19 protein-coding genes are annotated in these 23,721 nt (G+C 70.4%); 5 read left to right on the forward strand and 14 right to left on the reverse strand.

The annotated features are described in order from the left end of the window. Positions 1-38 precede the first annotated feature (38 nt). The 5 genes from OHA64_RS16535 to hrcA form a co-directional block, all read right to left on the reverse strand. A complete protein-coding gene (locus OHA64_RS16535) occupies positions 39-431 on the reverse strand; it encodes a VOC family protein (RefSeq protein WP_405613664.1) in 393 nt (130 codons plus the stop codon). Between the two features lie 37 nt (positions 432-468). Then, positions 469-1,227, reverse strand: coding sequence for a 16S rRNA (uracil(1498)-N(3))-methyltransferase (locus OHA64_RS16540; RefSeq protein ID WP_405613665.1), 759 nt, complete (start codon positions 1,225-1,227; stop codon positions 469-471). Next, positions 1,227-2,309, reverse strand: a complete 1,083-nt coding sequence (locus OHA64_RS16545) for a nitronate monooxygenase (RefSeq protein WP_405613667.1) — start codon at positions 2,307-2,309, stop codon at positions 1,227-1,229. Before OHA64_RS16545 ends, OHA64_RS16540 begins: the two co-directional genes overlap by 1 nt. A gap of 158 nt (positions 2,310-2,467) precedes the next feature. Next, positions 2,468-3,604 (reverse strand): molecular chaperone DnaJ, encoded by a 1,137-nt coding sequence (dnaJ, locus tag OHA64_RS16550; protein WP_405613669.1) that lies wholly within the window; start codon positions 3,602-3,604, stop codon positions 2,468-2,470. Beyond that, the gene (hrcA, locus tag OHA64_RS16555; protein WP_389141908.1) at positions 3,605-4,621 is read right to left on the reverse strand and encodes a heat-inducible transcriptional repressor HrcA; all 1,017 of its coding nucleotides are present in this window, start codon (positions 4,619-4,621) and stop codon (positions 3,605-3,607) included. 170 nt (positions 4,622-4,791) lie between these two features. Here hrcA and OHA64_RS16560 point away from each other — a divergent pair, with 170 nt between their 5' ends. Both OHA64_RS16560 and OHA64_RS16565 read left to right on the forward strand, forming a co-directional pair. Then, on the forward strand, positions 4,792-5,523 hold the full coding sequence (locus OHA64_RS16560; protein WP_405613671.1) for an MBL fold metallo-hydrolase: 732 nt from the start codon (positions 4,792-4,794) through the stop codon (positions 5,521-5,523). Between the two features lie 43 nt (positions 5,524-5,566). Further along, on the forward strand, positions 5,567-6,379 hold the full coding sequence (locus tag OHA64_RS16565) for a DUF3097 domain-containing protein (RefSeq protein ID WP_405613672.1): 813 nt from the start codon (positions 5,567-5,569) through the stop codon (positions 6,377-6,379). Positions 6,380-6,507: 128 nt separating this feature from the next. Here the strand turns inward: OHA64_RS16565 and hemW are convergent, their stop codons facing one another. Together hemW and OHA64_RS16575 are read right to left on the reverse strand one after the other, a co-directional pair. Continuing rightward, positions 6,508-7,740, reverse strand: coding sequence for a radical SAM family heme chaperone HemW (gene hemW, locus OHA64_RS16570; RefSeq protein ID WP_405613674.1), 1,233 nt, complete (start codon positions 7,738-7,740; stop codon positions 6,508-6,510). Between the two features lie 89 nt (positions 7,741-7,829). Next, positions 7,830-9,968 carry a SpoIIE family protein phosphatase gene (locus tag OHA64_RS16575; protein ID WP_405613675.1) on the reverse strand — a complete coding sequence of 713 codons (2,139 nt, stop codon included), beginning with the start codon at positions 9,966-9,968 and terminating at the stop codon, positions 7,830-7,832. A 102-nt stretch (positions 9,969-10,070) separates the two neighbouring features. Here OHA64_RS16575 and OHA64_RS16580 point away from each other — a divergent pair, with 102 nt between their 5' ends. Next, a complete protein-coding gene (locus OHA64_RS16580; RefSeq protein ID WP_405613677.1) occupies positions 10,071-14,201 on the forward strand; it encodes a HAMP domain-containing protein in 4,131 nt (1,376 codons plus the stop codon). Between the two features lie 14 nt (positions 14,202-14,215). Continuing rightward, complete coding sequence (locus tag OHA64_RS16585; RefSeq protein WP_405613678.1) at positions 14,216-14,785, forward strand: two-component system response regulator; 570 nt, start codon at positions 14,216-14,218, stop codon at positions 14,783-14,785. A gap of 93 nt (positions 14,786-14,878) precedes the next feature. On the opposite strand, the gene OHA64_RS16590 is transcribed toward OHA64_RS16585, so the two are convergent. Further along, positions 14,879-16,753: an AMP-dependent synthetase/ligase gene (locus tag OHA64_RS16590; RefSeq protein WP_405613680.1), complete on the reverse strand. Its 1,875-nt coding sequence runs from the start codon at positions 16,751-16,753 to the stop codon at positions 14,879-14,881. 270 nt (positions 16,754-17,023) lie between these two features. Continuing rightward, positions 17,024-18,892, reverse strand: a complete 1,869-nt coding sequence (gene lepA, locus OHA64_RS16595; protein ID WP_405613682.1) for a translation elongation factor 4 — start codon at positions 18,890-18,892, stop codon at positions 17,024-17,026. Between the two features lie 246 nt (positions 18,893-19,138). Between lepA and rpsT the strand changes: the two genes are divergently transcribed. Beyond that, positions 19,139-19,405: a 30S ribosomal protein S20 gene (gene rpsT, locus OHA64_RS16600; RefSeq protein WP_030042978.1), complete on the forward strand. Its 267-nt coding sequence runs from the start codon at positions 19,139-19,141 to the stop codon at positions 19,403-19,405. A 237-nt stretch (positions 19,406-19,642) separates the two neighbouring features. Here the strand turns inward: rpsT and OHA64_RS16605 are convergent, their stop codons facing one another. The 5 genes from OHA64_RS16605 to OHA64_RS16625 form a co-directional block, all read right to left on the reverse strand. Next, positions 19,643-20,038, reverse strand: a complete 396-nt coding sequence (locus tag OHA64_RS16605) for a nuclear transport factor 2 family protein (RefSeq protein WP_405613684.1) — start codon at positions 20,036-20,038, stop codon at positions 19,643-19,645. Between the two features lie 259 nt (positions 20,039-20,297). Then, a complete protein-coding gene (gene holA / locus OHA64_RS16610; protein ID WP_405613686.1) occupies positions 20,298-21,287 on the reverse strand; it encodes a DNA polymerase III subunit delta in 990 nt (329 codons plus the stop codon). 104 nt (positions 21,288-21,391) lie between these two features. After that, positions 21,392-21,637: a hypothetical protein gene (locus OHA64_RS16615; protein ID WP_405613688.1), complete on the reverse strand. Its 246-nt coding sequence runs from the start codon at positions 21,635-21,637 to the stop codon at positions 21,392-21,394. A gap of 122 nt (positions 21,638-21,759) precedes the next feature. Next, a complete protein-coding gene (locus tag OHA64_RS16620; RefSeq protein WP_405613690.1) occupies positions 21,760-22,641 on the reverse strand; it encodes a YceI family protein in 882 nt (293 codons plus the stop codon). Between the two features lie 114 nt (positions 22,642-22,755). Beyond that, a complete protein-coding gene (locus OHA64_RS16625) occupies positions 22,756-23,718 on the reverse strand; it encodes an arylamine N-acetyltransferase (protein WP_405613692.1) in 963 nt (320 codons plus the stop codon). Positions 23,719-23,721 lie beyond the last annotated feature (3 nt).

Consider the following 23,721-nt stretch of genomic DNA (forward strand, 5'->3'; position numbering starts at 1 on the left):
GCATACGGACACTCGCGCGCCCCGGAGCGCCATCGCCGTCAGGTGCGCAACAGCAGCCACTCCTGAAGCTCCACCAGGTTGCCCTCGGGGTCCTTGAGGTGGGCGACGCGCATCCGTTCCGTCATGGGGGCCGGGCCGTGCAGGAGAGCTGCGCCGCGCGCGGTGATCTGTTCGCAGTAGGCGTCGAGGTCGTCGACGCGCAGGACGACCAGGGAACGGTGACCGGTGGCCGTTTCACCGAGCTCGCCGAGCACCTCGGCCATCATGACCCGGTCCTGGAGGGCGACACCCGCCGCGCCGGTGGCCGCGCTGAACTTCTCGTACGGTCCGTCCGCCGCCCCCGACTGGGGCTTCAGGCCGAGGACTTCGTCGTAGAAGCGGTAGCAGGCGGCGAAGTCGGTGACGAGAAGCCGTACCTGTGCGAGTTCCACCGTGTTCCCCTTGTCGTTCAGGGTTGTTCAGGGTTGTTCAGGACCAGCGGCCGGTGCGGCCGAGGAGCAGTGCGGTCGCGGCCGTGCCCGCGGTCGAGGTACGCAGCACGGTACGGCCCAGGCGGTACGCCGTCGCGCCCGCCTCCGCGAAGAGCGCCAACTCCTCCGGGGAAACGCCCCCTTCGGGGCCGACGACCAGCACGATCTCGCCGTCGGCGGGGAGTTCGGCGGTCGCCAGCGCCGCGCTGCCGTACGCGCGGTCCTCGTGCAGGACGGCGGCGAAGTCGGCCTGGCCGAGAAGTGCCGCGACCTGCTTGGTCGTTGCCGCTTCCGCGACCTCGGGGAAGCGGACCCGGCGGGACTGCTTGCCGGCCTCGCGGGCGGTGGCGCGCCACTTGGCGAGCGCCTTCGCACCGCGGTCGCCCTTCCACTGCGTGATGCACCGGGACGCGGCCCACGGCACGATCGCGTCGACTCCGGTCTCGGTCATCGTCTCGACGGCCAGCTCGCCCCGGTCGCCCTTGGGCAGCGCCTGGACGACGGTGATGCGCGGCTGCTCCGGCGGCTCCTCCAGGACAGTCTCCAGGCCGCAGACGACCAGCCGGTCCTTGGCCTCGGCGGCCTTGACGAAACCGTCGACGAAGTGCCCGCGCCCGTCCGTGAGGACGACCTCCTCACCGGGCCGCAGGCGCTTCACGGAGACGGCGTGCCGTCCCTCCGGACCGTCGAGGACGAGCTCTCCGCCACAGAAGTCGGGGAGTTCGAGCGGATCGACCACGAAGACCGGCGCGGTCATCAGACGTCACCCGTGGCCGGGCAGGACGACAACGCCGTCTTCGCGGCGGCCAGTTCGGCCACCAGTACCTCGACCAGCTGCCCCGCGGGCAGTTCGCGAGCCATCCGGTGGCCCTGTCCCGCCCACAGCGCCATGCCCTGCGAGTCGCCCGCCTTGGCGGCCGCCTTGCGCAGCGGCGAGGTGAGGTGGTGGATCTCCGGGTAGGCGGCCGGCGCGTACGGACCGTGCTCGCGCAGGAAGCGGTTGACCAGGCCGCGGGCCGGGCGGCCGGAGAAGGCGCGGGTCAGCTCCGTGCGGACGAACAGGGGGTTGGTCAGCGCGTGCTTGTGGACGGCGTTCGCGCCGGACTCGGCGGTGGCGAGGAACGCCGTGCCGAGCTGGGCGGCGGCGGCGCCCGCGGCGAGTACGGCGGCGATCTGGCTGCCGCGCATGATGCCGCCGGCCGCGACGATCGGGATCCGTACCGTCTCGCGGATCTGGGCGACCAGCGACAGCAGTCCGATGCCGGAGCCGTCGGTCTCGGGGACGTCCCGGTGGGTGCCCTGGTGGCCGCCCGCCTCCACGCCCTGCGCGATCACCGCGTCGGCGCCGGCCCGTTCGACCGCGAGGGCCTCCTCGGCGGTGGTCGCGGTGACCAGGGTGAAGGTGCCGGCCCGGCGCAGCGAGTCCAGGACGTCCGGGGCGGGGACGCCGAAGTGGAACGAGACCACCGGTACCGGGTTGTCGAGCAGCACCGCGAGCTTGGCCTCGTAACCGTCGTCGCGGCCACTGTCCTTGTCGCCGAGCTCGGTCTCGTACCAGGTGGCCTCGCCGGCCAGCTGGTGGGCGTAGACGTCGACCGCGGCGGGGTCCGCGTACTCCGGCTGCGGCAGGAAGAGGTTCACGCCGAAGGGGCGGGTGGTGAGGCTCCGCAGCTGCTTGATCTCCTGGTACAGGCCGTCGGCCGTCTTGTACCCGGCAGCGAGGAACCCGAGCCCGCCGGCCTCGCACACGGCGGCGGCGAGCGTCGGTACGGAGACGCCGCCCGCCATGGGGGCCTGCACGATCGGATACGGGAAGAGATCGGTCAGCGCGGAGGACATGACGGCATGTTGTCACGTCCTCCGAACAAGTCCGAATCCGGCCTTCCGCCTGGCACAGGCCGACGGCATCTCCGAACGGCAGGGCCCCGGGCGGTGCCCCGAGGGCCCCTCAGAGGTGCCCTCGACGCCCTTCGGACCCTGCCCGTCGGCGGGCGTCCTCAGCGACCGTTGAACGCGTCTTTCAGTCGTGAGAACAACCCCTGCTGCCCTGGCTGGAACTGCCCCGTCGGGCGCTCCTCGCCCCTCAGCTTGGCGAGTTCGCGCAGCAGCCGTTCCTGTTCGGGGTCGAGCTTGGACGGGGTCTGCACCTCGACGTGCACGATGAGGTCGCCGCGACCGCCGCCGCGCAGGTGCGTGACACCGCGGGCGTGCAGCGGGATCGACTGGCCGGACTGGGTGCCGGGCCGGATGTCGACCTCCTCCAGGCCGTCCAGTGTCTCCAGCGGGACCTTGGTGCCCAGGGAGGCCGCGGTCATCGGGAGGGTGACCGTGCAGTGCAGGTCGTCGCCCCGGCGCTGGAACTGCGAGTGCGGCAGCTCGTGGATCTCGACGTACAGGTCACCGGCGGGACCGCCACCGGGCCCGACCTCGCCCTCGCCCGCCAGCTGGATCCGGGTGCCGTTGTCGACACCGGCGGGGATCTTGACCGTCAGCGTGCGACGGGAGCGGACCCGGCCGTCGCCGGCGCACTCCGGGCACGGCGTCGGGACGACCGTGCCGAAGCCCTGGCACTGCGGGCAGGGGCGCGAGGTCATGACCTGGCCCAGGAAGGACCGCGTCACCTGCGACACCTCACCGCGGCCGCGGCACATGTCACACGTCTGGGCGGTCGTGCCCGGGGCCGCGCCCTCACCACTGCAGGTGGTGCAGACGACCGCCGTGTCGACCTGGATGTCCTTCGTGGTGCCGAAGGCCGCCTCGTCCAGCTCGATCTCCAGCCGGATCATCGCGTCCTGGCCGCGCCGGGTGCGCGAGCGCGGCCCGCGCTGCGACGCCGTACCGAAGAACGCGTCCATGATGTCCGAGAAGTTGCCGAAGCCACCGGCGCCGAAGCCGCCGGCGCCACCGCCGCCCGCCTGCGAGAGCGGGTCGCCGCCGAGGTCGTAGACCTGCTTCTTCTGCGGGTCCGACAGCACCTCGTAAGCGGCGTTGATCTCCTTGAACCGCTCCTGGGTCTTCGGATCGGGGTTGACATCCGGGTGCAGCTCGCGTGCGAGCCGCCGGAAGGCCTTCTTGATCTCTTCCTGCGACGCGTCGCGGCGCACGCCTAGAACGGCGTAGTAGTCCGTGGCCACTTACGACTCCGCCAGGATCTGTCCGACGTACCGTGCCACTGCGCGTACCGCTCCCATCGTTCCCGGGTAATCCATGCGGGTCGGTCCGACCACGCCGAGCTTGGCGACTGCCTCGCCGCCCGAACCGTAACCGACCGAGACCACAGAAGTGGAGTTGAGTCCCTCATAGGCGTTCTCATGACCGATCCGTACGGTCATGCCCGAATCCCCAGCCTCGCCAAGCAACTTGAGGAGCACGACCTGCTCCTCCAGCGCTTCCAGGACGGGTCGGATCGTGAGGGGAAAGTCATGCCCGAAGCGGGTCAGATTGGCGGTGCCGCCGATCATCAGCCGCTCCTCGTTCTCCTCGACGAGTGTCTCCAGGAGGGTGGAGAGCACCGTCGCGACCGTGCCGCGGTCCTCGATGTCGAAGGCCTCCGGCAGGTCTTCCACCAGCTGCGGGACGTCGGTGAAACGACGGCCCGCGATCCGGCTGTTGAGCCGCGCCCGCAGATCCGCGAGCGGACTCTCGCCGAACGGCGCCGGACAGTCGACCATCCGCTGTTCGACCCGCCCGGTGTCCGTGATCAGCACGAGCATCACGCGCGCGGGGGCGAGTGACAGCAGCTCGACGTGACGCACGGTCGAACGGGTCAGCGAGGGGTACTGCACGACGGCGACCTGCCGGGTCAGCTGCGCGAGCAGCCGCACGGTCCGAGCCACGACGTCGTCGAGGTCGACGGCGCCGTCGAGGAAGTTCTGGATGGCGCGCCGTTCTGGCCCGGTCATCGGCTTGACGCCGGCCAGCTTGTCGACGAAAAGCCGGTACCCCTTGTCGGTGGGGATCCGCCCGGCGCTGGTGTGCGGCTGGGCGATGAACCCCTCGTCCTCCAGGGCGGCCATGTCGTTGCGGACCGTCGCCGGGGAGACGCCGAGGTTGTGCCGCTCGGTGAGCGCCTTGGACCCGACGGGTTCCTCGGTGCCGACGTAGTCCTGGACGATGGCGCGCAGCACCTGGAGCCTGCGTTCACTCAGCATCCGCGCACACCTCCAGAAGTCGTCCCCCAGTCCCCTGGGCGCCTGGCCTGGCACTCGCCATATCCGAGTGCCAGAGTTCCCCGGCCAGTGTACGGCCGTGAGGTACGCCCCGGGCAAGGGCGGTCCCACGAGACCGTGCCCGGACGTGCCGCTCTGGTTAGCGTCGCGGTATGACGGTGACTTGGGAAGAGCTGGGATGGGAGCGCCTTGCGGACGGGGTCGGGCGATGCCGGCTCCCCGGCTGGGACTGCACGGTGGGGCTGATCGTCGGCGAGGGCAGCGCCCTGGTGGTCGACGCCGGGTCGAGCCTCCAGGAGGGCGCACGGCTGCGGGCGGGGGCGGAGGAGCTCGCCGGTCACCGTGTGACTCATCTCGCGCTGACACACCCCCACTTCGATCACGTGTTCGGCGCGGCGGCGTTCGCCGGGGTGGAGATGTTCGGCGCGGTCGGCATCGACACGGTGTTCGACGGCCGGTCCGCGCGCGAGGAGCTACGGGCGGACGCGGTGCGCAACGGCCTGGCGGCCTCCGCGGCGGACGAGGCGGTCGACGCCCTGGTGGTGCCCCGGCACCGGGTCTCCGGCGAGTGGACCCTCGACCTGGGCGGCGGCCGGCAGGTCATGCTGGCCAACGTGGGCCCCGGCCACACCGCCCACGACCTCGTGGTCCTGGTGCCGGGCTCGCCGGAGGTGGTCTTCTGCGGTGACCTGGTCGAGGAGTCCGGCGAGCCCCAGGCGGGCCCCGACGCCGTACCGTCGCACTGGCCTGCGGCTTTGGACCGGCTGCTGGAGCTGGGCGGCGAGGACGCGCGGTACGTGCCGGGTCACGGAGCGGTCGTGGACGCGGGGTTCGTGCGGGCGCAGCGGGGCGCGCTGGCGGGGCGCTTCGGCGTGTCGCGGTGACCCGTACGGCCGGACGGCCGAGTTTTCTCCTATCGTCATCCGAATGCGCCAGTACTCTCCGGACCTGACCCCGCCGTGGAAGAAGCCCAAGCCCGCGCCGGAGGTCCCGGCGGAGCCCGGCCTGGTGGTCGAGGAGCCGGGGTCGGGTTTCTGCGGTGCGGTGATCCGCTGCGAGGCGGGCACGGTCACCCTGGAGGACCGCTTCGGCAAGCACCGGGTCTTCCCGATGGAGCCCCGGGGCTTCCTCCTTGAGGGCCGTGCGGTCACCCTGATCCGCCCGACCGGGCAGGCTCCGGTACGTCCCTCCCGTACCGCGTCCGGTTCGGTCGCCGTGCCCGGCGCACGCGCGCGCGTGGCCCGCGCCGGGCGCATCTACGTCGAGGGCCGGCACGACGCCGAGCTGGTCGAGAAGGTGTGGGGCGACGACCTGCGCGTCGAGGGCGTGGTCGTGGAGTACCTGGAGGGCGTGGACGACCTCCCGTCCATCGTGGCGGACTTCGCGCCGGGCCCGGACGCCCGTCTGGGCATCCTGGTGGACCATCTGGTCCCCGGCACGAAGGAGTGGCGCATCGCGGAGTCGGTGACCAGCGAGCACGCCCTGGTGGTGGGCCACCCGTACATCGACATCTGGGAGGCGGTGAAACCGTCGGCCGTGGGCATCCCCGGCTGGCCTCGGGTACCGCGCGGGCAGGACTGGAAGACCGGGGTGTGCCGGGCGCTGGGCTGGCCGGAGAACACGGGCGCGGTGTGGCAGGCGATCCTGAAGCGGGTGGGGTCATACCGGGACCTGGAGCCGGAGCTGCTGGGACGGGTGGAGGAACTGATCGACTTCGTCACGGCGCCGGGTGAGGGCTGATTCAGGCCGTCCGGCGTTGTCAGCCCGTCCGGCGTTGTCAGCCCGTCCGGCGTTGTCAGCCCGTCGGCGTTGTCAGCCCGTCGGCGTTGTCAGCCCGTCGGCGTTGTCAGGGAGCCGGTGGCGAACCCTCAGTCCACCAGATCCCGCACCACCGCGTCCGCCAGCAGCCGCCCCCGCAGCGTGAGCACCGCGCGGCCCGCCTCGTACGGCTCCTCCTGGAGGAGCCCGTCGACGAGCGCCCGGCGGGAGGCCTTGAGTCCGGCCTCGTGCAGCAGATCCAGCGGTACGCCCTCCAGCAGCCGCAGCTCCAGCAGGATCCGCTCCACCCGGCGGTCCTCCTCGGACAGGAGCTCGCGCCCGGCGCCCGGCGACCGCCCCGCCGCCAACGCCCCTGCGTACGCTCCCGGGTGCTTGACGTTCCACCACCGCACGCCGCCCACGTGGCTGTGCGCGCCCGGGCCCGCGCCCCACCAGTCGGCGCCGCGCCAGTACAGCTCGTTGTGGCGGCAACGGCCCGCTTCCGACGTGGCCCAGTTGGAGACCTCGTACCAGTCGAAGCCCGCAGCGGACAGGGTCTCCTCCGCGATCAGATAGCGGTCGGCGTGGACGTCGTCGTCGGTCATGGGGACCTCGCCCCGGCGGATCCGGCGCGCGAGCTGGGTACCCTCCTCGACGATCAGCGCGTACGCCGAGACGTGGTCGGGGCCGGCGCCGAGGGCCGCCGCCAGCGAGGCCCGCCAGTCGTCGTCGGACTCGCCGGGAGTGCCGTAGATCAGGTCGAGGTTCACGTGCTCGAAGCCCGCCGCGCGGGCCTCCGCGACGCACGCCTCCGGGCGGCCCGGCGTGTGCGTGCGGTCCAGGACCTTCAGCACGTGCTGCCGCGCGCTCTGCATGCCGAAGGAGATCCGGTTGAAGCCGCCCTCCCGGAGCGTCGCCAGATAGCTCGGGTCGACCGACTCGGGGTTCGCCTCCGTGGTGACCTCCGCGTCGGCCGCGAGGCCGAACTCGTCGCGGATCGCGCCCAGCATCCGCACCAGGTCGTCCGCGGCCAGCAGGGTGGGTGTACCACCGCCGACGAAGACCGTACGGACCTCTCGCGGGTCGTCGCCGAGGACCTTGCGGGCCAGCCGGATCTCGTCGGTCAGGGTGTCCGCGTAGTTGTCGCGGGAGGCGAGGACTCCGCCGGTGCCGCGCAGCTCGGTCGCCGTGTACGTGTTGAAGTCGCAGTAGCCGCAGCGGGTCGCGCAGTACGGGACGTGCAGATAGAACCCGAGGGGACGGTCGGCCGCCCCGGCGAGCGCGGACGCGGGCAGGGCGCCGTCGTCGGGCACGGGCTCACCGTCGGGGAGTGCGGAAGGCATGTCCCCCATTGTCCCGCACCGGCGGGGGTACCCATTCCGCCTGCGGGACCGGGCAGGAATCCCCTTCCAGGACCCCCTGTTCCGCCTGCCTACTCCGCCTGCAGGACCAGCAGCGCCAGGTCGTCCTCCGGCGGCCGCGCCCCGAACTCGTGCACCAGCCGCTTGATGCGCTCCGCGATCAGTTCCGCGTCGAGCCCCGTACACCCGGCCAGCGCCTGAGCCAGTCCGTCCTCGTCGTCGAACTGGCGTGAGCCGCTGCGCCGCTCGGTCACCCCGTCCGTCACCATCAGCAGGCTGTCACCGGACCGCAGCTCGAAGGTCTCGCTGGTGTACGTGGCGTCCTCCATGACCCCGAGGAGGGTCTGCGGACGCGCCGCCGTACGCACCTCGCCGCCCGCTCCGAGCAGCAGCGGCAGCGGATGTCCGGCGGAGGCGAGGGTGCACCGCACGCCGCCGTCGAACGGGGCCAGCTCGCCGTAGAGCAGGGACAGGAACCGGGTCTGCGGGCCGTCGCCGGGGCCGGGCGGCCGGCCGCCCGCCGAGGCCAGCGCGCGCGCCGCCGCGTCGGCGACCTCCGTCGCGTCGTCGAGGAGCAGCTGGTTGAGCCGGTCCAGGACGTCGGCCACCCGGTAGCCCTCGCGGGCCAGCAGCCGCAGCCAGGGCCGCGCGAGGCCGATGACCACGGCGGCTTCGGGCCCCTTGCCCTGGACGTCCCCGACGGCGAAGCACCAGCGCCCGTCGCCGGCCGGGAAGAGGTCGTAGAAGTCGCCGCTGGGCCCGCCCTTGTCGCACGGCTCGTACACCAGGGCACTGCGCACCCCCGGTATCTCGGCGACCGAGCCGGGCAGCAGGCCGCGCTGCAGTACGGCGCTGATGGTGGCCTGCCGGGCGTACTGGCGGGCCGCGCCGACGGCGAGGGCGACGCGGCGGCTGAGGTCCTCGACGAGCCCGGTGATCTCGTCGGGGAAGCTCAGCAGTCCGGCCCGGCCGATGACCAGGGTGCCGAGCGGGCGGCCGCCGGCGGTCAGGCGGTAGGCGAGCGCGGAGCCGTCCGGGCCGAGTGCCTGCGCCGGCCAGGGGAAGGGGGCGGGTCCGGAGCGGGCCGGGTCGGGCGGGTGCGGAGGCTCCTTCTCCAGAGCCTGCCGGAGCTCCTCGATGCGGTTCTCGCTGCCGTGCCACACCCGGGCCAGCTGCGGCCCGGTGCCCGCCATCCCGTCGGCGGTCCAGCCGGCCCGGCCGGTGACCTCGTCCTCCAGCCACACCGCGCACCAGTCGGCGAGGCGCGGCACGATCAGCTGTCCGGCGAGCGCGGCCACCAGGTTCTCGTCGAGCTGCCCGGCGAGCAGGTCGGAGGCCTCGGCGAGGAAGGACAGGGCGCCCCGGCCCAGCCAGTCCCGTTCCTGCTCGGTGCGCTGCGGCTCGGGGGCGAGTATCCCGGCGACCCGCAGCCCGCGCTCCCCCGCGTAGGCGGCGCCTTCCTCGGCGGTCGGGGCGGCGTGCGCGGGCAGCCGCGCCCACACCGTCTTGGCGCCCGTGCGGTAGGTGACGCCCCAGGACTCGGCGAGCGCGGCGACCAGCCGCAGCCCGCGCCCGTGCTCCGGTGACTCGTACGACGGCTCGGCGTCGCGCGGGGCCCGTGAGGGATGGTGGTCCAGGACCTCGACGACGAGGGCACCCGTCTCGGCCTCCAGCCGGCAGTCCACCTCGACGTCGGTGCCCGCGTGCACCACGGCGTTGGTGACGAGTTCGCTGACGACGACCACCGCGTCGCCGGCCAGCCGGTCACCGAGGTGCTCGGTACCGGGCAGCTCGCGCTCGCGCCATTCGGCGAGCGCGGCGCGTAACAGGGCGCGGGCGGAACCCGGGGCGAGCGGGCTGCCGGGCAGGGTGGCGTGTGTCTCCGCCCGCTCCGCGCGTGCGGGCGCGGAGCCGACGGGCGCAGAGCCGAGGGGCGCGGAGCCGACGGGCGCGGAGCCGACGGGCTTCGGACACGCTTCAGTGACCGGACGTACCTCAGCGCCCGGGAGCACGTCGGTGGCCGGATACGCCACGGCGCGCGGGGGCGCGTCAATGGCCGGATATGCCTCGGCGCGCGGGGGCGCGTCGGGGTGCCCTCGTGGGGGCGCTTCGGCGCGCTGACGCTCGTCGGCACGCGGGTGCGCGCCCCCGGGCACAGGCGCATCAGAGGCACGGGAAACGGTCTCCCGGTGCGTCGGAATGGCCCCCATGGGCAGCTCCCCGAACGGTTCGGACGAATACACCTCAGTCGATGCCGACAGAGTGACAGACTGGCCCCGCCCATAAGCGCCGAGTTACCGAAGTGGGCCGCCATGAGTGAGAACAGTGCTACGCGAGTGCTCGAAGACGAACACGAAGATGGCCAGATTCGAGCATCGGATCTGCGCCCGCTGCTCGCCGCGATGACCGCGGCCCGGGACGGCGACTTCTCCAAGGTGCCGGAGTCGGGGCACGGTCTGGTGGCCGAACTGGCCGCCGTCTTCAACCAGATCATGGACCGCAGTACGCACTTCAACACCGAAGTGCAGCGCGTGAAACGGGAGTTGGTCCGGCACGGCCGCCTCGACGAACGGATCGACGCCAGCCCGGGCCAGGGCGCCTGGACCTCCCGGGTCAACGACGTCAACCAGGTGCTCGACGCCCTGGTGGCCCCCGCGGCGAACGCGACGCGGGTCCTGGACGCGGTGGCCGGCGGCGACCTCACCCAGCGGGTCGACCTGCACGACGGCAGCCGGCAGTTGCGCGGTGACCTGCGCCGTCTGGGCCGGGCCGTGAACAAGATGGTGGACCAGCTCTCCCTGTTCACCGGCGAGGTGACCCGGGTCGCCCGCGAGGTCGGCACCGAGGGACGACTCGGCGGCCGGGCCAAGGTGACGGGCCTGTCCGGTAGTTGGCGGGACGTGACCGAGGCGGTCAACACGATGGCGTCCCGGCTGACGGCCCAGGTCCGCGACATCGCCCTGGTGACCACGGCGGTGGCCCGCGGCGACCTGACCCGCACGGTCACCGTCGAGGCCACGGGCGAGCTGCTGGAACTGAAGCTGACCGTGAACACGATGGTCGACCAGCTGTCCGCCTTCGCCGACGAGGTCACCCGGGTCGCCCGCGAGGTCGGCACGGAGGGTCAGCTGGGCGGCCGGGCGCAGGTGCGGGGCGTGTCGGGTGTGTGGAAGGACCTCACCGACAACGTCAATTTCATGGCCTCGAACCTGACTTCCCAGGTCCGCAACATCGCCCAGGTCACCACCGCCGTCGCCAACGGCGATCTGAGCCAGAAGATCACGGTGGACGCACAGGGCGAGATCCTGGAGCTGAAGTCCACGATCAACACGATGGTCGACCAGCTCTCCGCCTTCGCCGACGAGGTCACCCGCGTCGCCCGCGAGGTCGGCACCGAAGGAAACCTCGGCGGCCGGGCGCAGGTGCGAGGCGTCTCCGGCGTCTGGAAGGACCTCACCGACAACGTCAACTTCATGGCAGACAACCTGACCTCCCAGGTCCGCAACATCGCCCTGGTGTCGACCGCCGTGGCGCAGGGCGACCTCGGCAAGAAGATCACGGTGGAGGCGAAGGGCGAGATCCTCGAGCTGAAGACCACCATCAACACGATGGTCGACCAGCTCTCCGCCTTCGCCGACGAGGTCACCCGCGTCGCCCGCGAGGTCGGCACCGAAGGAAACCTCGGCGGCCAGGCCCAGGTGCGAGGCGTCTCCGGCGTCTGGAAGGACCTCACCGACAACGTCAACTTCATGGCGGTGAACCTGACCTCGCAGGTCCGCAACATCGCCCAGGTCACCACCGCCGTCGCCAACGGCGACCTGTCGAAGAAGATCACCGTCGACGCGCGCGGCGAGATCCTCGAACTGAAGGACACCGTCAACACGATGGTCGAGCAGCTGCGCGCCTTCGCCGACGAGGTGACCCGGGTGGCCCGCGAGGTCGGCACCGACGGCCGGCTCGGCGGTCGCGCCCAGGTGCTGGGCGTCTCCGGCGTCTGGCGGGACCTGACCGACAACGTCAACTACATGGCGGACAACCTGACCTCCCAGGTCCGCAACATCGCCCAGGTGGCGACCGCCGTCGCGCAGGGCGACCTGTCGAAGAAGATCGACGTGGACGCGCGCGGGGAGATCCTGGAGCTGAAGACCACCATCAACACGATGGTGGACACGCTGTCCTCGTTCTCCTCCGAGGTCACCCGGGTGGCCCGCGAGGTGGGTTCCGAGGGCCAACTGGGCGGACAGGCCCGGGTGGAGGGCGTCTACGGCACCTGGAAGCGCCTCACGACGAACGTGAACGAACTCGCGCTGAACCTGACGACCCAGGTCCGCGCGATCGCCGAGGTGGCCTCCGCGGTGGCCCAGGGCGACATGTCCCGCTCCATCACCGTGGAGACGCAGGGCGAGGTCACCGAGCTGAAGGACAACATCAACCTGATGGTGGCCAACCTCCGCGAGACGACCCGCGCGAAGGACTGGCTGGAGTCCAACCTGGCCCGCCTGGCCGCGCTGATGCAGGGCCACCGGGACCTGATGGAGGTCGCCGACCTCATCCTGCGCGAGCTGACCCCGCTGGTGAACGCCCAGTACGGCGCGTTCTTCCTGGCCGACCCGGACGAGGACGGCACCTCGCTGCGGACCACCGTGCCCGCGAAGGGTCTCGCGTTCATCGCCGGGTACGGGGCCGCCCAGGAGGCCACCGTCGAGACCGGCGGGCTCCCCGTGCACGGTCTGGTGCGCCAGGCGGCCCGCGAGAAGAAGCGGATCCTCGTGGAGGAGGCCCCGCCGGGTTACATCAAGATCAACAGTGGTCTGGGGGAAGCGGTCCCGGCGAGCGTGGTCATCATCCCGATCCTGTTCGAGGACAAGCTGCTCGGCGTCATCGAACTGGCCTCCTTCTCCCGCTTCTCCGACGTCCACCTGGCGTTCTTCGACCAGTTCGTGAACACCATCGGCGTCGCCATCAACACGATCATCGCCAACTCCCGTACGGAGTCCCTGCTCGGCGAGTCCCAGCGCCTGGCCATGCAGCTCCAGGAGCGCTCGGACGAACTCCAGAAGCAGCAGGCGGAGTTGCAGCGCTCGAACGCCGAACTGGAGGAGAAGGCAGCTCTGCTGGCCACGTCCTCCCAGTACAAGTCGGAGTTCCTGGCGAACATGTCGCACGAGCTGCGCACGCCCCTGAACTCGCTGCTGATCCTGGCCCGTCTCCTCTCCGACAACCCGGACGGCCATCTCTCCGACCAGGAAGTGCAGTTCGCGACGACGATCCACCGCTCAGGTTCGGACCTCCTCCAGTTGATCAACGACATCCTCGACCTCTCGAAGATCGAGGCGGGCCGGATGGACGTACGCCCCAAGCGGCTCCCGCTCATCAAGCTGCTGGACTACGTCCACGCGACGTTCCGCCCGCTCACCATCGACCGGGGGCTCGCCTTCGAGGTGGCGGTCGGCGAGGACGTACCGCGCGAGATGCACTCCGACGAGCAGCGTCTCCATCAGATCCTGCGCAACCTGCTCTCCAACGCGATCAAGTTCACCGCCTCGGGCCGCGTCGAACTCCGCGTCAACCGTGTGAAGGACCCCGAGCACAACTACGTCCAGGGCAGCGACGAGGTGATCGCCTTCGCGGTCTCCGACACCGGCATCGGCATCGCCCCCGAGAAACTCCCGGTGATCTTCGAGGCGTTCCAGCAGGCGGACGGCACGACCAACCGCAAGTACGGCGGCACGGGGCTGGGGCTGTCCATCAGCCGCGAGATCGCGGGCCTGCTGGGCGGCCGTATCGTCGCCGAGAGCGAACCCGGCCAGGGGTCCACCTTCACGCTGTACGTCCCGGTCGTCAGCCCCGGCCACCCGGCGACCGGCCCGGTCCCCGAGGACCGCACGCCGCCGGTGCCGGAGCAGCTGTCGACCGAGCCCTACGCCGCCGTCCACGAGGCGGACGACTCCTGGCCGGCGCCCACCAAGCTGGAGGCGTGGAAGTGGGGGCGGGCCGGCCAGGTCCTGCCCGGGCGCCGGGTGCTGATCGTCGACGACGACATCCGCAACGTCTTCGCCCTCACCCACGTCCTGGGCCGGGTCGGCATGCCGGTCCTCTACGCGGAGAACGGCCGCGAGGGCATCGAGACGCTGGAGCGCAACCCGGACGTCGAACTCGTCCTGATGGACATCATGATGCCGGAGATGGACGGCTACGAGACCATCGCCGCCATCCGCCGCACCCCGCGCTGGACGGGCCTGCCCATCGTCGCGCTCACCGCGAAGGCGATGCCGGGGGACCGCGAGAAGTCCATCGCCCGGGGCGCCAACGACTACGTGCCGAAGCCGGTGGACGTCGACCAGCTGCTGACCGTGGTGTGCGCCCTCCTGGACCCCGAGAGCGTGGGCGATCCGCGCGCCACCGCCGTCGAGGAGGCCGCGGTACCGCCCACGGACGACTGAATGAGGTCGGTCACATGAGCGCTGAGACAACGTCCGAAGAGGGAGCCGGCATCCTCCTGGTCGACGACATGGAGGACAACCTGATCGCGTTGGAAGCGGTCCTGGCATCCCTCAACGAACCCCTCGTCCGCGCACGTTCGGGCGAGGACGCGATGAAGGCACTGCTGCGCCGGCGGTTCGCCCTCGTCCTGCTCGACGTACGCATGCCGGGCATGGACGGTTTCGAGACCGCCGCCCACATCAAACGGCTCGACCAGACCAAGGACGTCCCGATCATCTTCCTGACCGGCGCGGAGGACGACTCCGGCTACGCCTTCCGCGGCTACGCGACGGGAGCGGCGGACTATCTGACCAAGCCGTTCGACCCGTGGGTGCTGCGCGCGAAGGTCACCGTCTTCCTGGACCTGCACCGCAAGAACCGGCAGTTGGAGGGGTTACTGGCGCGGGAACAGGGTGCCGAGGGGGAGTTGAGCTGTCGACTGGCGGCTCTGGAGAGACAGCTGACCGACACTCCGGATGTCACCGCCCTGCGCACCCAGGTCAGGGAGCTACGGCACCTTGTGAACAAGGGGCACGGGATCTGACCCCTCAGGGGCGCGGGGCTGTGTCGATGTGCGGCTGCGCCGCGTGACAGGCCACGCACCACCCGCAGCCGCCGAACAGTCCCCCGCCCCTCCCTACGCCTCGCGCGACCCCGCGTACATCTCGTCGATCAGGTGCTTGTACTCCCGCTCCACAACCGGCCGCTTCAGCTTCAAGCTGGGCGTGATCTCACCGTGCTCGACGTCAAGATCCCTCGGCAGCAACCGGAACTTCTTGATCGTCTGCCACCGCTGAAGTCCCGTGTTGAGCTCCTTCACGTACCCCTCGACCATCGAGACCGTCGCCGGCGCGGCGACAACGTCCGCGTACGACTTCCCCTCCAGCCCGTTCTCCTTGGCCCAGTCGAGGATCGAGACCTCGTCCAGCGCGATGAGCGCCGTGCAGAAGTTCCGGTCGGCCCCGTGCACCAGGATGTTGGACACGTACGGGCACACCGCCTTGAACTGCCCCTCGACCTCCGCGGGCGCGATGTACTTGCCGCCGGACGTCTTGATGAGGTCCTTCTTGCGGTCGGTGATCCGCAGATACCCGTCCGGCGACAGCTCGCCGATGTCCCCGGTGTGGAACCAGCCGTCCGACTCCAGCACCTCGACGGTCTTCTCGGGCAGCCCGTGGTAGCCCTCCATGATGCCCGGCCCGCGCAGCAGGATCTCGCCGTCGTCGGCGATGCGCACCTCGGTGCCGGGCAGCGGCTTGCCGACCGTGCCGGTGCGGTAGGCCTCACCGGGGTTCACGAAGGAGGCGGCGGAGGACTCCGTGAGCCCGTAGCCCTCGAGGATGTGGATGCCGGCGCCGGCGAAGAAGTAGCCGATCTCGGGCGCCAGGGCCGCGCTGCCCGACACACACGCCCGCAGGTTCCCGCCGAACGCCTCACGGATCTTCGCGAAGACGAGCGCGTCGGCGACCTTGTGCTTGGCCGCGAGTCCGAAGGGGACGGACGCCGATCCGGTGTGCCGGAAGTTGTCCTGCGCGGCCTTGGCGTACTCGCGGGCGACCTCGGCGGCCCACTGGAAGATCTTGTACTTGGCGCCGCCGCCCGCACGGGCCTTCGCGGCGACCCCGTTGTAGACCTTCTCGAAGATGCGCGGCACGGCCGCCATGTACGTCGGCTCGACGACCGGCAGATTCTCGATGATCTTGTCGACACGACCGTCGACGGCGGTGACGTGACCGACCTCGATCTGGCCCGACGTGAGCACCTTGCCGAAGACGTGCGCGAGCGGCAGCCACAGGTACTGCACATCCTCGGCGCTGATCAGCCCGGTCGCGGCGGTCGCCTTCGCCATGTACGCCCAGTTGTCGTGCGGCAGGCGCACGCCCTTGGGGCGGCCGGTGGTGCCGGAGGTGTAGATGAGGGTGGCGAGCTGGTCCTTGGTGATCGCGCCGACCCGCTCCTTGATCAGGTCGGGGTCCTTCTCCAGCCGGGCGGCGCCGCGCTTCTCCAGCTCGTCGAGGGTGAGGATCCAGTCGGCGGTCTCGACTCCGGCCGGGTCGACCACGACCACGTGGGTGAGGTCGGGCAGCTCGGCCCGCTTCTCGACCGCCTTGGCGAGCTGGGCGGCGTCCTCGGCGATCAGCACCCGGCTGTCGGAGTCGGCCAGGATGAACGCGGACTCGTCGGCGTTGGTCTGCGGGTAGACGGTGGTCGTGGCGGCCCCGGCGCACATGATGCCGAGGTCGACCAGGATCCACTCGTACCGGGTGGAGGAGGCGAGCGCGACGCGCTGCTCGGACTGGACACCCAGCTCGATCAGACCGGCCGCGATGGCGTAGACCCGCTCGGCGGCCTGCGCCCAGCTCAGCGACTTCCAGTCGTCCGGGCCCTCGCCGGAGGCGGGTGGCACCGGGTAGCGGTATGCCTCGGCGTCCGGTGTGGCCGCCACTCGCTCCAGGAAGAGGTTCGCCACGCTCGGCGGTCGGTTCTCGATCAGGGTCTGTGTGTCGCTCACGACATCCTCCGGGGCCCGCGACAGCGCGGCTGGCTCAGTGCGGCTGGGGTCTTTGCGGCTTGGGTGGTGCGGCTGGGCTTGCGGCTGTTCTCACCCGCGAGCCGTTGTTTAACTCGCGAGTAACCATCGAGCAGAGTCAGGGTAAGGCGCGACCGGCCGGTGCGTAAGGGGCGACGGCCTGTCACTTTCCACAGAGAGCGACGCTACGCACGCGTAGGGGCCCACCGCGTCGACACGCGGCAGGCCCCTATTTTCGCGGTAAAGGACGGCTTACTTCTTGCCCTTGCCGGAACCCGCGCTGTCGTCGCTGGACAGGACGGCGATGAAGGCCTCCTGCGGAACCTCCACGGAACCCACCATCTTCATCCGCTTCTTGCCTTCCTTCTGCTTCTCCAGCAGCTTCCGCTTACGGGAGATGTCACCGCCGTAGCACTTGGCGAGGACGTCCTTGCGGATGGCGCGGATGGTCTCGCGGGCGATCACCCGGGAGCCGATGGCGGCCTGGATGGGGATCTCGAAGGCCTGGCGCGGGATGAGCTCGCGCAGCTTGGCCACGAGCCGTACCCCGTACGCGTACGCGGCGTCCTTGTGGGTGACGGCGGAGAAGGCGTCGACCCGGTCGCCGTGCAGCAGGATGTCGACCTTCACCAGCTGGGCGTCCTGCTCGCCGGTGGGCTCGTAGTCCAGGGAGGCGTAACCGCGGGTCTTGGACTTCAGGTTGTCGAAGAAGTCGAAGACGATCTCGGCGAGGGGGAGCGTGTAGCGGATCTCGACGCGGTCCTCGGAGAGGTAGTCCATGCCGAGGAGGGTGCCGCGGCGGGTCTGGCAGAGCTCCATGATCGAGCCGATGAACTCGCTGGGAGCGAGGATCGTGGCCCGGACGACCGGCTCGAAGACCTTGTCGATCTTACCCTCGGGGAACTCGCTCGGGTTGGTGACCGTGTGCTCCTTCCCGTCCTCCATGATCACGCGGTAGACCACGTTGGGCGCGGTGGCGATGAGTTCGAGGTTGAACTCGCGCTCCAGGCGCTCACGGATGACGTCGAGGTGCAGCAGGCCGAGGAAGCCGACGCGGAAGCCGAAGCCGAGGGCCGCGGAGGTCTCCGGCTCGTAGACCAGGGCGGCGTCGTTGAGCTGGAGCTTGTCCAGCGCCTCGCGGAGGTCGGGGTACTCCGAGCCGTCCAGCGGATAGAGGCCGGAGAAGACCATCGGCTTGGGGTCCTTGTACCCGCCGAGGGCCTCGGTGGCGCCCTTGTCCTTGCTGGTGATGGTGTCGCCGACCTTGGACTGACGGACGTCCTTCACACCGGTGATGATGTAGCCCACCTCACCGACGCCGATGCCGTCGGCCGGTGTCATCTCGGGGGACGAGACGCCGATCTCGAGGAGCTCGTGGGTGGCGCCGGTCGACATCATCTTGATGCGCTCGCGCTTGTTGAGCTGGCCGTCGATGACGCGGACGTAGGTGACCACGCCCCGGTAGGAGTCGTAGACCGAGTCGAAGATCATCGCGCGGGCGGGGGCGTCCTTGACGCCGACCGGGGCCGGGACGTCGCGGACGACCCGGTCCAGGAGCGCGTCCACGCCCAGGCCGGTCTTCGCCGAGACCTTGAGCACGTCCTCGGGCTGGCAGCCGATGAGGTTGGCGAGCTCCTCGGAGAACTTCTCCGGCTGGGCGGCCGGCAGGTCGATCTTGTTCAGTACGGGGATGATCTTGAGGTCGTTCTCCATCGCCAGGTAGAGGTTGGCGAGGGTCTGGGCCTCGATGCCCTGGGCGGCGTCGACGAGGAGCACGGTGCCCTCGCAGGCCGCGAGCGACCGCGAGACCTCGTAGGTGAAGTCGACGTGCCCCGGGGTGTCGATCATGTTGAGGATGTGCGTGTTGTCTTTGTCATGGGTGGGGGCCCACGGCAGACGCACGGCCTGTGACTTGATCGTGATTCCGCGCTCACGCTCGATGTCCATGCGGTCGAGGTACTGAGCACGCATCTGCCGTTGCTCGACCACACCGGTCAGCTGGAGCATCCGGTCGGCGAGCGTGGACTTGCCGTGGTCGATGTGCGCGATGATGCAGAAGTTGCGGATCTGAGCCGGGGTGGTACGGCTCGGCTCGGGCACATGGCTAGGGATCGCGGGCACGCAGGGTCCTGATTCTTGAGGCGTCCGCAGTGTCTGCGGTCTCGGGTCGGATCGATACGTAGCCTCCATCGTCCCACGGGTGGGGCGGTGCGATCGGTTTGGGCCACTCGGAGGGCCACTGGTACTCTGGGTGGCTGTGTCTCATGCCCTCTCAGCAGGAGGCACATCATCAAGAAATCACCGGCGCGTGGAGCGGACCGCAAACGGTCCTCGTTCTCGCGTGCCTGAACCTGTAGAGGCTCATTCGTGGCGAACATCAAGTCCCAGATCAAGCGGATCAAGACCAACGAGAAGGCGCGGCTGCGCAACAAGGCCGTCAAGTCCTCCCTGAAGACCGCGATCCGCAAGGCCCGTGAGGCTGCTGCCGCGGGTGACGCCGAGAAGGCAACCGAGTACCAGCGCGCTGCCGCGCGTCAGCTCGACAAGGCCGTCTCCAAGGGCGTCATCCACAAGAACCAGGCCGCCAACAAGAAGTCGGCGCTTGCTTCGAAGGTCGCTTCCCTCAAGGGCTGAACCCTTCTGATCTGACCGCCGGAGGGAATCGAGCGGGCCCTCTCTCATCCGCTCCCGTCCGGCACCCCGGAACCGCGCGCGGCCTGCGTTCGCCACGCGGGCGCGGATCCACCGTCTTGACCTGTTGAACCGAAGGCCCCGGCGCCTGCCCTTCCCCAGGGCGGGTACCGGGGCCTTCGGCGTGCACTGGGGCTTTCGGCTCGCCTTGGGGCTTCGGCTCGCCTTCGGGCGTCGGGCTTACGCCCAGAACTCGTTCGCCCTGTCGATGGACTCGACGCACTCGTCGAGGTCGCTGATCTTGTCTCCGACGATCCGGAAGACGATGCACCCGTTGTCGTCGATGCGCTTGCCGCCGCGCTCGGCCGAGATTCGGTGCACGGCGACCGCGTGACCCCGGCCGTCGACGAGGATGCTGTTCAACTTGACCTGCAGGGTCCCGCCGGTCTCCTCGAAGAGCCGGCCGTACATCTCGATGGTCGCGTCCAGACCCTTGAAGTCACCCGAGAGCTGGTGGCTGCCGGGAACATGATGCGTACAGTCCGCTGTCATCAGCCCGCGCAAGGTGTCCATGTCCCCACGCATGAAAGCCTCATATCCCTTGCGGACGAGCGCTGCGTTCGGGTGTTCAGCCATGACAACCGCCACCTCTCTGTTGCTCGGCGATTTCGGCTGGCCTGTCCGATTCTCCTCCGTATGGGGGCGGGGGCACCAGGGCAAGGGCGAGTCACACCGACTGACGCCGGAGCCGTCAGTCGGCAGGGGCGTCAGAGCCGCCAGAGCCGTCAGAGCCGTCAGAGCCGTCAGAGCCGTCAGAGCCGTCAGAGCCGTCAGAGCCGTCAGAGCCGTCAGAGCCGTCAGAGCCGTCAGAGCCGTCAGAGGATGGTGCCCGTTCCTACCCGCGTCCCCGAGAACGTGCCGCGCGCGCGATGGCGACGACGGCCTTCTCCAGGGCGTACTCGGGGTCGTCGCCGCCGCCCTTCACTCCCGCGTCCGCCTCGGCGACGGCCCGCAGCGCGACGGAGACACCGTCCGGCGTCCACCCCCGCATCTGCTGACGGACCCGGTCGATCTTCCACGGCGGCATGCCCAGCTCCCGCGCGAGATCGGCCGGTCGGCCGCCACGCGCCGACGACAGCTTCCCGATCGCCCGCACGCCCTGCGCCAACGCGCTGGTGATCAGCACCGGCGCCACGCCCGTGGCCAGCGACCACCGGAGCGCCTCCAGTGCCTCCGCGGCCCGGCCCTCGACCGCCCGGTCGGCGACCGTGAAGCTGGATGCCTCGGCCCGCCCGGTGTAGTACCGCCCGACGACCGCCTCGTCGATGGTGCCCTCGACATCCGCGACCAGCTGGGACACGGCGGATGCCAGCTCCCTGAGATCGCTCCCGATGGCGTCCACCAGGGACTGACAGGCCTCGGGTGTGGCCGAGCGCCCGGTCGCCCGGAACTCCCCCCGCACGAAGGCCAGCCGATCCGCCGGCTTGGTCATCTTCGGGCACGCCACCTCCCGCGCCCCCGCCTTGCGCGCGGCGTCCAACAGCCCCTTGCCCTTGGCTCCGCCCGCGTGCAGCAGCACGAGGGTGATCTCCTCGGCAGGCGCCCCGAGATAAGCCTTCACGTCCTTGACCGTGTCGGCCGAAAGATCCTGCGCATCGCGTACGACGACGACCTTCCGCTCCGCGAAGAGCGACGGGCTGGTCAACTCCGCGAGCGTCCCGGGCTGCAACTGGTCCGGGGTCAGGTCACGTACGTCCGTGTCGGCGTCGGCGGCCCTGGCAGCAGCCACCACCTCCCGCACGGCACGGTCGAGCAGGAGGTCCTCCTGGCCGACGGCAAGAGTCACCGAGGCGAGAGGGTCGTCATTCGCAGTCTTCCTGGCCATCGCGTAAAGCATCGCACGGGGCACTGACAACGAGTCCCGGCGGCGGACGTGCCGTCGTGCCCACCCCGGGCCCGCCTCATCGCATCCCACTCCGGCAGGCGCCCCTACGGCTCCTCACGCCACCCGTCCCACTCCCCCGCGAACGCGTCCAGCTCCCCGGGATCCAACCGCTCTTCCTCGTCGCCCAGGACCACCAGCCACTGCGCGTCCTCGGCGTCGTCCTCACCGGCCAGCGCGTCCCGGACGAGTCGCGGCTCCTCAGCCACCCCGAACCGCTCCGCGAGTGCCCCCGCCACCTCCTCCGCGGCATCACGGTCGGGCAGCACCAGCACATGTCTCACATCACTCACGCTGCCATTCTCCGGCACCGGCACGAAGGCACCCCCACCAGCGGGCGCACCGAAGGCCCCGCACCGGACAGAGAGCCCGGCACCGGAGACTGCGCGTCACAGCGGCCCCGCACATCCCGACGTCAGCCCTTGGGCACGATCTGTACATCCAAGTCGATCCGAATGCTCGGCCCCACCACCGCGATCCCCCGCGCCAGCATCGTCTGCCAGCTCACCGTGAAGTCGTCCCGGTGCAGCTCGGTCGTGGCCCGGCAAGCAGCCCGCACCTCGCCCTCCATCCCGTGCCCGAGCCCGAAGTACTCCGTGTCGAGCGTGACCGTACGCGTCACCCCGTGCAGCGACAGCGCCCCGGTGACCGCCCACCGGTTGCCGCCCTTGTGCACGAACCGCTCGCTGTAGAACTCCAGCGTCGGAAACCGCCGCACGTCCAGGAAGTCCGCCGACCGGAGATGGTCGTCCCGCATCCGCACGTTCGTGTCGATGGACGCCGCGTCGATCACCACGTGCATCGCCGACTGGTCCATCCGGTCACCGATCCGAACCGCCCCCGCGAAGGAGTTGAACCGTCCGCGGACCCGGGCCAGCCCGATGTGTCGTGCGGTGAAGCCGATCGAGGAGTGCGACGGCTCGATCTCCCAGTCGCCCGGCCCGGGCAGTTCCGGCGGCTGGGCGACCTGAAGGGTCACATCACCGAGCGAGGCGAGCGCGTTCTCGCCCACCATCGCGGTCGCCCGATACGGCGTGTACCCGTCGGCGGACACCGCGAGCCGGTACTCCCCCGCCGGCACCGTCGTCATGAACGACCCGTAGGGATCCGTGCCCCCACTGACCACCTTGCGGCCCATGGCGTCGCTGACCGCGAACTCGGCATGCGCCACCGGCTCGTTCACCGGGTCCAGCACCCGGCAGCTGAGCACCCCGGCACTCGGCGGGGTCTGCACCGCCGCAAGCGGACTCGCCCGTTGCACCCGGTTCGTACGGTTTCCCAGCCAGCGGCCGATCATCTTCGACGTCCCTGCGACTTGACATCACTGTTGCCGAAGACGCATTCGACCACTGATGAGGCATTCGAGGCAACAGGAGCTCACATCGCGGGAAACCGAACCGTCTGGCCCGTATTAGCCATTCCGGTTGCGATTTCGCACAGTCGGCACGGAGTCCAGCTCGATACCGAACCGCTCCCGGTACATACCCAGCACCTCCTCGTCCGTACCCAGTTCCCGCTCCTCCCGCACCCCGCCCGGGCCCGTCACCTTGGCGGTGCGTCCGCTGAGCGTGATCCTCCCCCCGTCCTGGGTCACCCGTGAGCAGACCAGCGACTGCGTGAAGTGCGAGGCCGGCGAGGTGCTGTGCCACCAGGCCCCGGCCACGAAATCGCCGAGCACCCGGGGCCGCGTCTCCAACCGGTACTGGGCCCTTCCGTCCACCACCACATCGAGGTCCGCCGCATCCACCCGGCTCCTCTCGGCCGCCTCCCTCTCCAGGGTCTCAGCTTCCGGCACCCCTGCCCCGGCCGTGCTGCTTTCCCCGGCCCCCTTCTCCTCCGTCCCCTTCTCCTCCTCCGCCCTCGTCTGCGCCGCGCCGTCCCCGCCTCGTACCCCTGCAAGGTCCGGTCCCGCCTCGGCGATCCGGAAAATGCCGCCCGGGTCCTGCTGCTCCTCCCGCGCCTCGAACGCCAGCGGATAGTGGCTGTGCGCCCCGAACCCGACGTCGGCCAGCCATGCGCCCCCGTCCACCGTCTGCACCCGGAGCGCGAGATGGTCGTACGGGATCCCGAGGCGCCCCTCGTCCCCGTACACCCGCGCCGCGAGCAAGTGGACGTCGAAGCCGAGAGCGGCGAGCAACGACCCGAACGCGCCGTTCAGTTCGTAGCAGAACCCGCCCCTTCGCGCGCCCACCACCTTGTCCAGCAGCCGCTTCTCCTCCAGCACGATCTCCTCGCCGAGGTGGACCGACAGGTTTTCGAAGGGCACGCTCTGAAGATGACGCAGCTGCAACTCGCGCAGCGCCTCAACGGTGGGCCGCACCGGTGGCTCGACGCCAATGCGGCGGAGATAGGCATCGACCTCTGTGGAATCCATGGC

The organism is Streptomyces sp. NBC_00076, from assembly GCF_045041235.1.
GTDB lineage: Bacteria > Actinomycetota > Actinomycetes > Streptomycetales > Streptomycetaceae > Streptomyces.

Coding starts and splice junctions, on each gene's coding strand:
- OHA64_RS16540 (WP_405613665.1), bottom strand. CDS start 1,227: ATGACCGCGCCGGTCTTCGTGGTCGATCCGCTCGAACTCCCCGACTTC.
- OHA64_RS16545 (WP_405613667.1), bottom strand. CDS start 2,309: ATGTCCTCCGCGCTGACCGATCTCTTCCCGTATCCGATCGTGCAGGCC.
- hrcA (WP_389141908.1), bottom strand. CDS start 4,621: ATGCTGAGTGAACGCAGGCTCCAGGTGCTGCGCGCCATCGTCCAGGAC.
- OHA64_RS16560 (WP_405613671.1), top strand. CDS start 4,792: ATGACGGTGACTTGGGAAGAGCTGGGATGGGAGCGCCTTGCGGACGGG.
- OHA64_RS16565 (WP_405613672.1), top strand. CDS start 5,567: ATGCGCCAGTACTCTCCGGACCTGACCCCGCCGTGGAAGAAGCCCAAG.
- hemW (WP_405613674.1), bottom strand. CDS start 7,740: ATGCCTTCCGCACTCCCCGACGGTGAGCCCGTGCCCGACGACGGCGCC.
- OHA64_RS16575 (WP_405613675.1), bottom strand. CDS start 9,968: ATGGGGGCCATTCCGACGCACCGGGAGACCGTTTCCCGTGCCTCTGAT.
- OHA64_RS16580 (WP_405613677.1), top strand. CDS start 10,071: ATGAGTGAGAACAGTGCTACGCGAGTGCTCGAAGACGAACACGAAGAT.
- OHA64_RS16585 (WP_405613678.1), top strand. CDS start 14,216: ATGAGCGCTGAGACAACGTCCGAAGAGGGAGCCGGCATCCTCCTGGTC.
- OHA64_RS16605 (WP_405613684.1), bottom strand. CDS start 20,038: ATGGCTGAACACCCGAACGCAGCGCTCGTCCGCAAGGGATATGAGGCT.
- holA (WP_405613686.1), bottom strand. CDS start 21,287: ATGGCCAGGAAGACTGCGAATGACGACCCTCTCGCCTCGGTGACTCTT.
- OHA64_RS16620 (WP_405613690.1), bottom strand. CDS start 22,641: ATGATCGGCCGCTGGCTGGGAAACCGTACGAACCGGGTGCAACGGGCG.
- OHA64_RS16625 (WP_405613692.1), bottom strand. CDS start 23,718: ATGGATTCCACAGAGGTCGATGCCTATCTCCGCCGCATTGGCGTCGAG.